The sequence below is a fragment of the Flavobacterium aestuarii genome (genome assembly GCF_040049115.1).
Lineage (GTDB): Bacteria > Bacteroidota > Bacteroidia > Flavobacteriales > Flavobacteriaceae > Flavobacterium > Flavobacterium aestuarii.
The window spans coordinates 18,871-32,944 of sequence record NZ_JBDLZZ010000013.1; the positions used below are offsets into that span (position 1 = coordinate 18,871).

A 14,074-nucleotide genomic window follows, 5' to 3' on the forward strand; every position below is an offset into this window, starting at 1 on the left:
TTACATTTTAGAGATTTCGCCCGAACCGCTTACTTTGGTATCTTTGGTCTGTGGGTTTCCTTTATATTCAATATCTCCAGAGCCAGAAACTCTTGCATAGAAATTTTCGGTACAATTTACTTTCATATCTCCAGATCCTGAGATAGTAACATTGGCGTTTTTAGTAATAAGATTTACAGCATCCACATCACCGGAACCTGACGTTTTTGATGTGAAGTTATCAGCATTTCCAGAAAGGACAACGTCTCCAGAACCGCTGAGGCTGGCTTCAAAATCTTTGGCTTTGACATCCAGAGTCAAATCTCCTGAACCTGATAATTTAGCTTTTAAACTCGCAGCTGTAATAGTATTTTTGGTCTGTACATCACCAGAACCTGACAGAGAAACTGCGCTAATCTGTTCGAACGGAACCGTCAGGACAATATTTTCCTTAGTACTGATATTAATATTTTTCTCGGTATAGATTTTTAAAATATTATCTTTTACCTCAATTTTGATATAACGCAAAAGATTCTCTTCTGCTCTAACTGTAATTGCTCCTTCTTTTCCAGAGACCAATTCGACATCAAAGAAGCCTGAAACACTTATTTCGTCGTACCCGCTGGTAGTTCTTTTTTCAGTAACAATTTTTCCATTGCCTTTAACTTTGCTCCATTGGGCATTTGCCATTGCCGTTACAGACAATGTTCCTAAAACCATTAATAAAATAGATTTTTTCATTTTAATTGATTTGAATTAATATTTGATTTGGTGATTGAAACTATTTTTGGGTATCATTTTTGTACAATTTGACATTGCCATAATCGGAGGTAACTAAAATTTTGTTTTCTCCTTTTTTCTTAAAATAACCGCTGATTCTTTTGGTATAATTGGTTTCTTCTTTAGAATTGACACTTAATTCATTATCATATTTAAAATCGGCATATTTTACCGTCACATCAAAATCAAAGACATAATTGGACTGAAAACCTATGTCTACTCCTGTGTAGCCGGCAATAATAGTAATGTTGTTTGCCTTGGGCTGAATGGCATTAATTGAAACATTACTGTATTTTGTATATAATTTTAACTGATTGGAGATTGAACCAATATCAATTGTCAAGTAATTGCCATTTGCATCCAATGAATTGATCTTGTCAATTTTTACACTTCCATATTTACTGTTGTATTTTACATCACCACCGTCTCCAATTTCTATTTCAGAATAATCAGAAACTAAATCAATCCTGGCAAGACGATCTATTTTTAATCCTGAATATTTTGAAATGATGTTGCCATTTTTAAAAAAATCAACAGTCGATTTAGAACAATAACTGATCTGAATTTTATTACTGTTTCCATTTAGATTTGCTAAATTGATTTTTCCATATTTGCAATTGATATCAGTACTCGAAAAAAGATCTGTAGTGCTGATGTTTCCGTATTTATTATTTAAGGTTACCGTTCCATTTTTAGGAATTTTTATGGTATAGTTAATTTCAAAACTGCTGTTTTTTCCATTATTTCTTGAAACGTTATTTTCAAAAACTGTCTTGGCGGTAACCATATTTTTCAGGGCTATAAAATTAACGTCAATAGCATTTATCCGCTGATTGACCCAATTTTCATTATTGCCGCTTACTTTAATGAGTACATCGATCTCGATTTTGTCTTCATTCCAGGTAGTAACAAAAATGTTGCCGTAAGAGTTGTCAATATTGATGCCAGCATCACTGTTTACGATATAAGCCTTATTAATGCTTTTTTGTTTCGAGTAGCTGAAGTCATCATTAGAATATCCCAAAAAAGGAATAGTTAAAAGGAGCAGGAATATTTTAAATTGTTTTTTCATCGTTTAAATTTTTAAGTTTTTCAGATTCTTCGATACGCTGCAGAACACTCTGCAAAAAGGAAATCCGGGTTTGAAGATTACTGATCATGGCATAAATAATTGGTTTGCTTTCGCCATTGGTATTTAATTCATGAACAATATTTTCATAATCGCTATCTAGCGATTTCATCTGTTTTAAAGCGTCATTTATGATTTTTTCATTTTCAGGTGATTTTTTTTCTTTAATTTTTTCCAATTCATTTTTAATTAGGACTGTAAAAATAGAATCTGTCTGTTTTGTTTCTTTAGAGGCATATTTCAGTTCCCTTGGCTTTTCATTGCTTGTATAAAACATAGTAATCCCAAGCAAGACGACTACTGAAGCAGCTGCAGCATAAAATAAACTATAATTTCTTTTTCTCTTTTTAAGAGCCAATTTCTTTGAAAACCGTTCCAAATGCTCAGTGTTCATATCTTGAATATCCCACTGATTTTCTAAATGCTCAAATAATTGGTCTAATTTTTCATTTTCATTTTTCATAACTCATTTAATTTTTTTCTTAAAGCTTCTTTTGCCCTGCTCAATGTGGTCCGGCAGTTTGCATAACTTATTTTAAGAATTTCGCTTATTTCTTCCTGATCATAACCTTCTATATAAAACAAGGTCAAAACCATACTGTAATTGTATTTTAAGGACTGAATTGTTTCTAAAACCTCCTTGACTTTTAAATCATTAAAATCTAACTTTTCTTCCTGATCATTATCTTTTTCTTCTAGTTTATACAGCGTTCTTTCGAAATCTTCTGTCTTGAATTGATTGTTTTTTTTGTAAAAATCGATACTGTAATTCACAATAATACGCTTCAGCCACGCACCAAAAGCAACTTCTTGCTTGAAGTCATTTATTTTAGTAAATGCTTTCAAAAAGCTTTCCTGCATAACGTCTTCTGCAAAATGCTCATCTTTCACAATTCTATAGGCCACATTATACATCGCCTTGCAATAGCGATTATAAATCTCAAATTGTGCTTTCTGATTATTCTCTTTGCAGAGCGTAATTAATTCTTCGATATTTTGATGAGTCAGATTCAATTAAAAAGTGATGATTTGTAATAAAGACATGAATGTTTTTGGTTTGTTACAGTTTATTCATTTTTTTTGACAAAATAAAACTGCTTGATTTAAAATTAATTTAAAAAAAAACAGTTATTATTTTTTTGTAGTATAAATAATATTATTTTTGATTATAAATATAACAAATAACTTATGAAAAAAATATCAGTCTCTTTTTTACTAGCTATTTTTGTGGCTATTTCAATTGTTGGATGCAGTTCAGAATCTGATGATGAACAAAATACTCAAGATTCAACCGGTGATTATTGGCCAACAGCAGTAAATAATAATTGGGTTTATACTCAAGACGGTGATGAAGCTCTTATTAAAATTACTGAAATTGATGATATAGATGGGGGTAAGTATTATAAATTTAATGAATTAGAAATATTTGGAGATGCAGTTGATGGACAAGCCTCGGGATGGATTAAAAAGAATAAGGGAGATTATTATATTAAAATAGGTGAAGTGAACACTACTATTGATGGTGTGACTGCTAAAATTACTGGATATGAATTTCTTCTTTTTAAAGATTATTTAAATGTTAATGATACTTGGGAAGGGTATTATACATTTATACAAAATGTCAGTATTCCCGATTTCCCTGTTTTGACTGCAAAAATTAATTATTCGGGTAAAATTCTGGAAAAAGGGATTTCATTAACCGTGAAAGGAAAAGTTTATAATGATGTGATAAAATTTAGATTTTCACAAAGCCTTAAAGGAAATGATGCCTGGCCTTCATGGGATTATTCAACAGATTATTGGATTGCAAAAAATGTTGGTATTATAAAATATGAAAATGACGAAGTTACAAGTGAGCTTAAATCATATGTGATAAAATAACATAATTATTTTTTAGATTGATTAAATTAAAGGGGCTGTCCGAAAAGCAAGGACAGCCCTTTTTTTTGTGTTAAAACCAGATTGATTTTTTTGTTCAATCTGTAAATTATGGCAAATAACAAATCTTACTTTGTAATAAAACTTTTTTGGCATAATGATTGCCTTATTAAGGCTCGAATATTTTAGTGTATTTATATGTCAATATTCGTTTAAAATATTGTTGTGATACCTTATATTTGCGTTCCTATCTAAAAAAATTAATGACAAAAAGACTTAAATACTACTATGTCAAATCATAAAATACTTACTATTGACAATCTGTCACTTCAAGAATTTGATTCCGAAGCCGAATTAATTCCATTATTGACTCCAGAGGATGAGGAAGAAATGAATAATGAAGAATTACCTGAATTTTTGCCTATTTTACCTTTACGCAATACTGTTTTGTTTCCGGGAGTAGTTATTCCAATTTCGGCAGGAAGAGATAAGTCTATAAAATTGATTAATGATGCCAACACTGATGGAAAAGTAATAGGGGTAGTGGCTCAAATTAACGAAGATGATGAAGATCCTACAGTTGATGATATTAATAAAGTCGGGACTGTAGCGCGTATTCTTCGTGTTTTAAAAATGCCTGATGGGAATGTTACCGTTATTCTTCAAGGGAAAAAACGATTTGAAATTGATGAAGTAGTCTCAGATTCCCCTTATCTGAAAGCAAAAATAAAAGAAGTTCCCGAGAAAAGACCTGCTAAAAAAGATACTGAATTTAATGCCATCATTGATTCGGTAAAAGAACTGGCAGTTAAGATCATCAGCGAAAGTCCAAATATACCAACTGAAGCGACTTTTGCTATTAAAAATATTGGAAGCCCTTCGTTTTTAATCAATTTTGTTTCTTCGAACATGAATTTATCGGTTAAGGAGAAGCAAGATCTGCTCTCTATAAACGGATTGAAGGAACGTGCTTTGGAAACGCTTCGCTACATGAATATTGAGCTGCAGAAACTCGAGCTTAAGAATGATATTCAGTCTAAAGTCCGTTTTGATTTAGATCAGCAGCAGAGAGAATATTTCCTTCATCAGCAGATGAAAACCATTCAGGAAGAACTGGGAGGTGTTTCACAGGAGGAAGAAATGGATGAAATGAGCCAGAAAGCCAAAAGCAAAAAATGGGATGAAAAAACAATGAAGCATTTTGATAAAGAATTATCCAAAATGCGCAGAATGAATCCACAGGCTCCTGATTTTGGAATACAAAGAAATTATTTGGAATTGTTTTTAGAATTGCCTTGGGGTGAATTTTCAAAAGATAATTTTGATTTAAAACACGCTCAAAAAGTATTAGACAAAGATCATTTTGGTTTGGAAGATGTTAAAAAAAGAATGATTGAACATCTTGCAGTTCTTAAATTAAGAAATGATATGAAGTCGCCAATCATCTGTTTAACAGGGCCTCCAGGTGTGGGTAAAACATCTATTGGACGATCTGTAGCTGAGGCATTGGGAAGGGAATATGTTCGTATCTCATTAGGCGGACTGCGCGATGAAGCCGAAATCCGTGGACATAGAAAAACTTATATTGGCGCAATGCCAGGAAGAATAATCCAGAGTTTAAAGAAAGCCGGAACTTCCAATCCTGTGTTTGTTTTGGATGAAATTGATAAATTATCTTCCAGCCATAGCGGTGATCCTTCATCAGCATTATTAGAGGTTTTGGATCCTGAACAGAACAGTGCTTTTTATGATAATTTCCTTGAAATGGGATATGATTTATCGAAAGTAATGTTTATTGCCACTTCCAATAATATGGCAGCAATTCAGCCTGCTTTGATTGACCGTATGGAAGTCATAAAAATGTCCGGCTACACTATTGAAGAAAAAGTTGAAATTGCCAGAAAACATTTGTTCTCTAAACAATTGGCCGCTCACGGACTTAAACCTAAAGATTTATCTATTGGTAAAAAACAATTAGAAAAAATTGTTGAAGGTTACACCCGCGAATCTGGGGTTAGAGGACTCGAAAATAAAATTGCTCAAATCGTCCGTAATGCTGCTAAATCTGTTGCTATGGAAGAAGAGTACAATAAAAAAGTAACTGACGAAGATATTATCAAAGTTTTAGGAGTTCCAAGATTAGAGCGTGACAAATACGAAAACAACGAAGTAGCTGGTGTGGTTACTGGTCTTGCGTGGACAAGTGTTGGCGGCGATATTTTATTTATTGAATCTTTGCTTTCCCCAGGAAAAGGTTCTATGACTATTACTGGAAATTTGGGAACCGTAATGAAAGAATCGGCTACAATTGCTTTAGAATATATTAAAGCAAATGCTGAATTGCTGGGATTAAATCCAGAAGTATTGAACAAGTACAATATTCATCTGCACGTTCCGGAAGGTGCCACTCCAAAGGATGGTCCTAGCGCTGGTATTGCGATGTTAACATCGCTTGTTTCCTTGCTTTCACAAAAAAGAGTGAAGAAAAACTTGGCCATGACAGGAGAAATTACTTTGAGAGGAAAAGTACTGCCTGTTGGCGGCATTAAAGAAAAAATACTGGCTGCCAAAAGAGCGAATATCAAAGAAATCATTTTATGCCACGAAAACAAAAGTGATATTGATGAAATCAAAGCTGAATATTTAGAGGGGTTAACTTTTCATTATGTGAAAGAAATGAGTGAAGTTCTGGAATTGGCCATTACAAAGGACAAAGTTAAAAACGCAAAAGATTTGAAATAAATCAAATAAATACCAAAACTTTAATTCCAAATTCCAAATCTGAGTAATTTCAGAACAATTGGAATTTGGAATTTGTTTTTTATACATTTTAGCTGTTATTTTTGTAAGTTTGGTGCTTGGTATTTCAAACTTTACCTTTGCAAAATTGTATGTCCAAAAAACTTATGTTTTATTATTCGTTCTTAATTTGTTCTATTTCATATGGACAAATAGGAGGGAAGTATACATATGAGTTTTTAAATTTGATTACTTCACCAAGACAAGCCGCATTAGGAGGGAAAACTATTACTATTTATGATGAAGATGTCAATCAGGCACTTTTTAATCCTGCCTCTATTAATAGCGACATGCATAATCGCTTGTCCCTAAACTACGGAAATTATTACCAAGAAGTTACTTATGGAACCGCATCATATGCCTACACTTATGATCATCACTTGCAGACTTTTCAAGCTGGTATCAATTATATCAATTACGGAAAATTTGATGGATATGATGAAAACGGATTGCCTACAAATTCATTTACTGGAAGCGAAATAGCCCTTTCCCTCGGTTACGCTTATAATATCCCATATACCGATATACATTTGGGAGCTAACGCAAAACTAATACAGTCAAGATTAGAAAGCTATAACTCATTTGGAGGCGCTGTAGATTTAGGGATGGTCTATATTGACGAAGAAAACGATGTGAACTGGGCTGTAACCTTGATGAATATTGGAACGCAATTTACTACTTATGATGGGGCTAGAGAACAGCTGCCTTTTGAAATTATTGCAGGAGTTTCTCAAGAGCTTGAGAATGTCCCTTTACGCTGGCATTTAACTGTAGAGAATCTGCAGCAATGGGATTTGTCTTTTTCAAATCCTAACAATGCAGAAACTTCATTTGATGGAACCGTTACCGAGGAAAAAGTGTCTTTTTTTAACAATGCACTTCGGCACATGATTTTGGGTGCGGAACTTTTTCCAAAGAGAGCCTTCAATATCAGGCTAGGATATAATTTTAGAAGAGGTCAAGAGCTGCAGATACAGGATCAGCGCAATTTTTCAGGACTTTCATTGGGTTTCGGGCTTAAGCTGAATAAATTAAAATTAAATTATTCCTACTCTAAATATACCCTGGCAGGCAATACAAGTTTGTTAGGATTGATGATTAATTTTGGAGAATGATTTTAGAAAAAAGAATATAGATATCAGAACATAGACATGAAAAAAATCACTATAGCGATAGATGGATTTTCATCTACAGGAAAAAGTACATTGGCAAAACAATTGGCAAAACATTTGGGGTATGTGTACGTGGATACTGGTGCAATGTACCGTGCGGTCACTTTATTTGCAATGCAGAATAATTGTATAGGAATTGAATTTCTGGATAAAGAAAAATTAATAAATAGCTTGCCTTCTATAAAATTGAGTTTTAAATTCAATGCTGAATTGGGTTTTGCAGAAATGTATTTGAACGATGTTAATGTGGAAACAGAGATAAGGACTTTGGAGGTTTCCAATTTTGTCAGTGCTGTTGCTGCAATTTCGGAAGTGCGGTCAAAATTAGTAGAACAGCAGCAGGAAATGGGTGCGGCAAAAGGAATTGTCATGGATGGTAGAGACATTGGAACCGTTGTTTTCCCCAATGCCGAACTTAAAATATTCATGACGGCAGGAGCCGATACCCGTGCGCAGAGACGTTTTGACGAACTGCAGGCAAAAGGAGACACTGTTTCCTATGAAGAAGTTTTAAAAAATGTAGTAGACCGCGATTATGTTGATACACACCGGGAAGATTCTCCTTTGGTAATTGCCGAAGATGCGATAGAAGTTGATAATTCTTATCTGGATCGAAAAGAACAGTTTGAAGTTGTTTTAGAATTGGTAAATGAAGTTATAAATTCTTAGTTTTTTTTAAACATGTAAGTCATATAAGTTTTGAGTCTTTAAAATAAAGTGAAGTTTATTTTAAAGGCTTATTTTTTATAGAATATTAAAGAAATATGAAAAACACTTTTGTTAGGATTTAATGCTTATGCGGACTTCTTAAATCGAGCTCAATTTGGTTTTAACCTTACATAATCTTATATGACTTATGTGTTAAAAAAAAACATGTATTGTCAAGTATTTTTTTTGGTAATATCAATTTTAATGTTAGATTTACACGTCTCAAAATCTACAAATAAAAAAAACAAATCATCTTATGGATATAAAATTACGACTGACAATTATGAATTTTCTTCAATTTTTCGTTTGGGGAATATGGTTAATTTCCCTAGGCGGTTATATGGGGCAGGTTTTTGGCCCGATTGAAGGCGGCAGTGTTGGTTTGTCTATCGGAAGAACGTATGGTTCCATGGGATGGGCGAGTTTATTCATGCCAGCTCTGCTTGGGATAATTGCAGATAAATATTTTAGTGCCCAAAAGGTTTTAGGGTTTGCGCACATCGCAGCAGGAATTTCAATTTTCTTTGCTACTAAAGCCTCTAGTTCTACTGAAATGTATTGGGTAATTTTTGCAACCTGCTGTTTTTATATGCCAACAATTGCGCTGAATAATTCAGTAAGTTATGCGGTTTTAAATAAATTTCAATTTGATGTACAAAAGGCGTTTACTCCAATACGTGTCTGGGGTACAGTTGGATTCATAATAGCGATGTGGATAGTAGATTTGACTGACTGGAAATCGAATACAAATCAATTTATTTTTGCTTCGGCAGCTATGATTGCTACTGGTTTGTTTTCTTTCACCATGCCAGATGTTCCAGCTGAAAATAAAAATACTAATCAATCATTATCAAGCAAATTTGGGCTAGACAGTTTTGTATTGTTCAGACAGAAAAAGATGGCAATATTCTTTGTTTTTGCTATGCTTTTAGGAGCTGCTTTGCAAGTAACAAATATGTTTGCCGATACTTTTATCAGGGATTTTGGTTCTTACCCTGAATATCAAGGTACTTTTGGAGTTGATCATTCTGTTTTTATCATTTCATTGTCCCAAATTTCAGAGACTTTATTCATTTTGACGATTCCGTTTTTCTTGAAACGATTTGGTATAAAACAAGTAATGATGTTTAGTATGCTTGCCTGGGTATTGCGTTTTGCATTATTTGGAATTGGGAATCCAGGTTCAGGAGTTATTTTCCTTATTTTGTCAATGATTGTGTACGGAATGGCTTTTGATTTCTTCAATATCTCTGGTTCTTTATTTGTAGAAAGAGAAACAGACAGCAAAATCAGATCGAGCGCCCAAGGGTTATTTATGCTGATGACAAACGGAATTGGAGCGATTTTAGGAGGCGAATTTGCCGGAAGAACGGTGAGTTATTTTACAACTGAAAATAAAGTACAATGGCCGGAAGTTTGGTTTTCATTCGCTGGATACGCCTTTGTGATTTTGATTTTGTTTGCCTTTTTATTCAAATACAAACACGATCCGAAGGAATTGAAAAATGTGAGCCACTAAAAATAACATAGACAAACCCGACAAGTTTTTGAAATTTGTCGGGTTTGTTTTTTTTTGTTAGAATTTTAAAAATTATTTAAACGTACAGCGGATTAAAATCTGTCGCTACAACATATTACGTTCCTACGAAACTCTCACTTCATACTCAAGAGCCATTTGCTATGATTCGTTTTTATAAGACTGAACTTTATTCAATCTGTTAAATAAAAATGTACCTGCCAATCCATTTCTTACCAAATGGTAATTACATTTTGTTTATTGTTTTTGTCCTTTGTAAAAAAAACAAAAAACGATGAATAACAAAAGAATTTTACTTACGGGCATAACTGGATTTTTAGGTTCACATACAGCCATTCAGCTTTTAAACAGTGGCTATGAGGTTGTTGGAACACTGCAAAATGGAGACCGAATAAATTCCATTCGGGAAATCATAAGCAGAAAAACAACAAATATTGACAAGCTCACTTTTGCTGTAGCGAACCTGAACGATAGCGCCATTTGGTTTGAATTGACCAAAAACATTGACTGCGTGCATCACATTGCATCGCCTTTTCCAAGAGAACTGCCCAAACACGAAAATGACTTAATTGTTCCTGCAAAACAAGGCACACTAAATGTATTGAAAGCAGCAAGTGCCAATAATGTAAAGCGGGTAGTTATGGTTTCGTCAATTGCAGCCATTGTTTATGGAAAATCAAAAGAAGAGCTTGACAAAGTCTTTGACGAAAGCGATTGGACAGATGTAACAAATAGTAAAGACACTACGCCATATTTTAAAAGTAAAGCGGTTGCCGAAAAAGCGGCCTGGGAATTCATCCGACAGGATAAATCTAAATTAGAATTAGTAACCGTTTGTCCCGGAGCTATTTTAGGACCTGTTTTAGAAAATGATTTTGGTACTTCGGCCAATATTGTTATTAAAATATTAGATGGAAGTTCTCCAGCACTGCCCAAAATCGGATTTGACATTATCGATGTCCGTTCGGTTGCTGATTTGCTAATCAAGGCTATGGAAACACCAAAGGCAGCAGGGAACAGATACATTGCTTCTTCGGGTTATATGACATTCAAGGAAGTGGCTGCAATATTGAAAGAACAATATCCAAATAAAAAAATCGCCACAACAGAACTTCCCAATTTTGCCGCACGATTATTTTCTATCTTTGAAAAATCACTAAAACCAATCTTAATTGAATTGGGTATAAAAAGAAAAACGGAAATCAGCAAAGCGCAAAAAGAACTGCAATGGCAGCCCTTATCATCAAAAGCAGCGGTACTGGCATGTGCAGAAAGTGTTTTTGAAAACGGAATAGTAACATAAAATGGAAAAATTAAAATCGGTATTGGGTTTTGGCGGTATTCTTTCAGCAGAAGATATCGGTTACATTGTCTCGCATTACAAAAGCAGAACCTTGAAATCGGGAGAACATTTTCAGGAATTTCATAAAATTTCCAATGAAATTGCTTTTATCGAAAACGGAATCGTAAGGGTGTATTCGGCTGACGAAAACGGGAATGAAGTGACAAAATATTTTGTAAGGGAGAATCAGTTTTTTGTCGATTTAGAAAGTTATTATACTGCAAAACCTTCTACAGACGCTTTTCAGGCAATGGTAGATTGTGAAACGTATACTATCTCCAAATCGGTTCTGGAAAAACTGTGTGACGAGATTCCCAATCTGTTCATTTTTATAAAAAGCCTGACTGAAACTGCTTTACTGAACAAAATCAAAGACAATGATTTCCTGAATTTTGGCGATGCCAAAACAAAATATCTCGAATTTATCAGGCGTTATCCTTTATTGGCACAACAAGTTCCGCAGCAGTATATAGCTTCCTATTTGAAAATCACACCACAGTCGCTAAGCCGGTTACGAAAGGAACTTGTAAAAGGAAATAGCTAGTTATACTTATAAATCAAGGTATAACTCTTGTAAAATACTAAACTTCAGAAATAGCCCCGATGGTAGCGAAAATCCTTGTTTGCCGGGGTTCGGCAAACAAGATTGTAGCGGATAGCGGGAGTAAACTTCCTATAAAAAGCAAATTTTCCTGCTCCTAAAACAATTGACTGATAATCATGTGTGTTTTGTTTTGTCAGTTCAGAAAAAAGAATTAATTTTGCAGACCTTTTGACGGATAAGAGTTTCCTTTAGGTATCAAATAATTAAAGTAAAACAACTTCTGTATTTTTCTTTCGCATGGAGAAACTCGAGAAAAAACAGAATACAAATTTTTTAATCAGCATGTCTGAACAATTAAAATCACAAGAAGAGTTTTTAGCAAATTTCAACTGGCATAACTTTGAAGAAGGTATCGATGCAGTAGATGAGAAAAACTTGTTGGAATTCGAAGAACTAGTATCAAAAACTTTTATCGCTACAGATCAGGAAGAAGTAGTAGAAGGAGTAGTTGTGAGAATTACAGATAGAGACGTTATCGTTGATATCAACGCAAAATCGGAAGGTGTTATTTCATTAAACGAATTCCGTTACAACCCAAACTTAAAAGTAGGTGACAAAGTTGAAGTATTAATTGACATCCGTGAGGACAAAACAGGTCAGTTAGTATTATCACACAGAAAAGCACGTACTATCAAATCATGGGATAGAGTTATTGCTGCAAACGAAACAGGAGAAATCGTTAATGGTTTTGTAAAATGCAGAACTAAAGGTGGTATGATCGTTGATGTTTTCGGAATTGAAGCATTCTTACCAGGATCTCAAATTGACGTTAAGCCAATTAGGGATTACGATGTATATGTAAACAAAATGATGGAATTCAAAGTGGTAAAAATCAACCACGAATTCAAAAACGTTGTCGTATCTCATAAAGCGCTTATTGAAGCTGACATCGAAGTACAGAAAAAAGAAATTATCGGTCAATTACAAAAAGGACAAGTATTGGAAGGTGTTGTTAAAAACATCACTTCATACGGTGTATTCATTGACTTAGGTGGTGTTGACGGATTGATCCACATTACTGACCTTTCTTGGTCAAGAATCAACCATCCAAGTGAAGTTCTTGAGTTAGACCAAAAATTAAACGTTGTAATCCTTGATTTCGATGATGAGAAAACAAGAATTCAATTAGGATTGAAACAATTAAACGCTCACCCATGGGATGCTCTTAATGCTGATTTGGCAATTGGAGACAAAGTGAACGGTAAAGTAGTTGTAATCGCTGATTACGGTGCATTTATCGAAGTTGCTGAAGGTGTTGAAGGTTTAATCCACGTTTCTGAAATGTCATGGTCAACTCACTTGCGTTCTGCTCAGGATTTCGTAAAAGTTGGAGATACTGTTGAAGCAGTTATCTTGACACTTGATAGAGATGACCGTAAGATGTCATTAGGTATCAAACAATTGACTCAAGACCCTTGGACTGATATCACTGCTAAATACCCTGTAGGTTCTAAACACACTGGTATCGTTAGAAACTTTACAAACTTTGGAATTTTCGTAGAATTAGAAGAAGGAATCGATGGATTAATCTACATCTCTGACCTTTCTTGGACTAAGAAAATCAAACACCCATCTGAATTTGTAAATGTTGGTGAAAAACTTGATGTAGTTGTATTAGAGTTAGATGTTGAAGGACGTAAATTGTCTTTAGGTCACAAACAGACTACTGCTAATCCTTGGGATCAATACGAAGATTCTTTCGCTGTAGGAACTATCCACAACGGTGAAATTTCTGAAATCGTTGACAAAGGAGCTACTGTAGAATTCGGAGATGATATCGTTGCTTTCATTCCAACTCGTCACCTTGAAAAAGAAGACGGAAAGAAATTGAAAAAAGGCGATACTGCTGATTTCAAAGTAATCGAATTCAACAAAGAATTCAAAAGAGTAGTTGCTTCTCACACTGCTATCTTCCGTGAAGAAGAAGAGAAAAACGTGAAAGCTGCTGCTGAAAATACTTCTTCTGCATCTACTACAAATGCACCAGCTGCAACTCTAGGAGATAACAATGATGTATTGGCTGCATTGAAAGCTAAAATGGAAAAATCAGAGAAAAAATAATTCTTAGATTTTTTGAATATAGAGAGCCTCGCAATTTGCGGGGCTTTTTTATGAATATCTTTTTTTAGTAAAAAAGCTTTTTAAT

12 protein-coding genes are annotated in these 14,074 nt (G+C 34.1%); 8 read left to right on the plus strand and 4 right to left on the minus strand.

Annotated elements, in window-relative coordinates; genetic code table 11:
- From ABEG11_RS13645 to ABEG11_RS13660, 4 genes are read right to left on the minus strand one after another with little or no spacing between them, the layout of a single operon-like run.
- The gene (locus tag ABEG11_RS13645) at positions 1–720 is read right to left on the minus strand and encodes a head GIN domain-containing protein (protein ID WP_348824720.1); all 720 of its coding nucleotides are present in this window, start codon (positions 718–720) and stop codon (positions 1–3) included.
- Between the two features lie 40 nt (positions 721–760).
- Positions 761–1,831 (minus strand): hypothetical protein, encoded by a 1,071-nt coding sequence (locus ABEG11_RS13650; RefSeq protein WP_348824721.1) that lies wholly within the window; start codon positions 1,829–1,831, stop codon positions 761–763.
- Positions 1,815–2,351, minus strand: a complete 537-nt coding sequence (locus tag ABEG11_RS13655; RefSeq protein ID WP_348824722.1) for an anti-sigma factor — start codon at positions 2,349–2,351, stop codon at positions 1,815–1,817. Before ABEG11_RS13655 ends, ABEG11_RS13650 begins: the two co-directional genes overlap by 17 nt.
- A complete protein-coding gene (locus ABEG11_RS13660; RefSeq protein ID WP_348824723.1) occupies positions 2,348–2,902 on the minus strand; it encodes an RNA polymerase sigma factor in 555 nt (184 codons plus the stop codon). Before ABEG11_RS13660 ends, ABEG11_RS13655 begins: the two co-directional genes overlap by 4 nt.
- Before the next feature lie 174 nt (positions 2,903–3,076).
- On the opposite strand from ABEG11_RS13660, the gene ABEG11_RS13665 reads away from it, so the two are divergent.
- The 8 genes from ABEG11_RS13665 to rpsA all read left to right on the plus strand — a co-directional run bounded on the left by ABEG11_RS13665 (position 3,077) and on the right by rpsA (position 13,989).
- On the plus strand, positions 3,077–3,769 hold the full coding sequence (locus ABEG11_RS13665; protein WP_348824724.1) for a hypothetical protein: 693 nt from the start codon (positions 3,077–3,079) through the stop codon (positions 3,767–3,769).
- Positions 3,770–4,054: 285 nt separating this feature from the next.
- Positions 4,055–6,508, plus strand: coding sequence for an endopeptidase La (lon, locus tag ABEG11_RS13670; RefSeq protein WP_348824725.1), 2,454 nt, complete (start codon positions 4,055–4,057; stop codon positions 6,506–6,508).
- Positions 6,509–6,657: 149 nt separating this feature from the next.
- Positions 6,658–7,680 (plus strand): type IX secretion system protein PorQ, encoded by a 1,023-nt coding sequence (gene porQ, locus ABEG11_RS13675; RefSeq protein WP_348824726.1) that lies wholly within the window; start codon positions 6,658–6,660, stop codon positions 7,678–7,680.
- 36 nt (positions 7,681–7,716) lie between these two features.
- Positions 7,717–8,406 (plus strand): (d)CMP kinase, encoded by a 690-nt coding sequence (gene cmk / locus ABEG11_RS13680; RefSeq protein ID WP_348824727.1) that lies wholly within the window; start codon positions 7,717–7,719, stop codon positions 8,404–8,406.
- 295 nt (positions 8,407–8,701) lie between these two features.
- A complete protein-coding gene (locus ABEG11_RS13685; RefSeq protein ID WP_348824728.1) occupies positions 8,702–9,964 on the plus strand; it encodes a nucleoside permease in 1,263 nt (420 codons plus the stop codon).
- Positions 9,965–10,256: 292 nt separating this feature from the next.
- Positions 10,257–11,285, plus strand: a complete 1,029-nt coding sequence (locus ABEG11_RS13690; RefSeq protein ID WP_348824729.1) for an SDR family oxidoreductase — start codon at positions 10,257–10,259, stop codon at positions 11,283–11,285.
- 1 nt (position 11,286) lies between these two features.
- Positions 11,287–11,868 carry a Crp/Fnr family transcriptional regulator gene (locus ABEG11_RS13695; RefSeq protein ID WP_348824730.1) on the plus strand — a complete coding sequence of 194 codons (582 nt, stop codon included), beginning with the start codon at positions 11,287–11,289 and terminating at the stop codon, positions 11,866–11,868.
- A gap of 342 nt (positions 11,869–12,210) precedes the next feature.
- Positions 12,211–13,989 carry a 30S ribosomal protein S1 gene (gene rpsA / locus ABEG11_RS13700; RefSeq protein WP_348824731.1) on the plus strand — a complete coding sequence of 593 codons (1,779 nt, stop codon included), beginning with the start codon at positions 12,211–12,213 and terminating at the stop codon, positions 13,987–13,989.
- Positions 13,990–14,074: the final 85 nt, after the last annotated feature.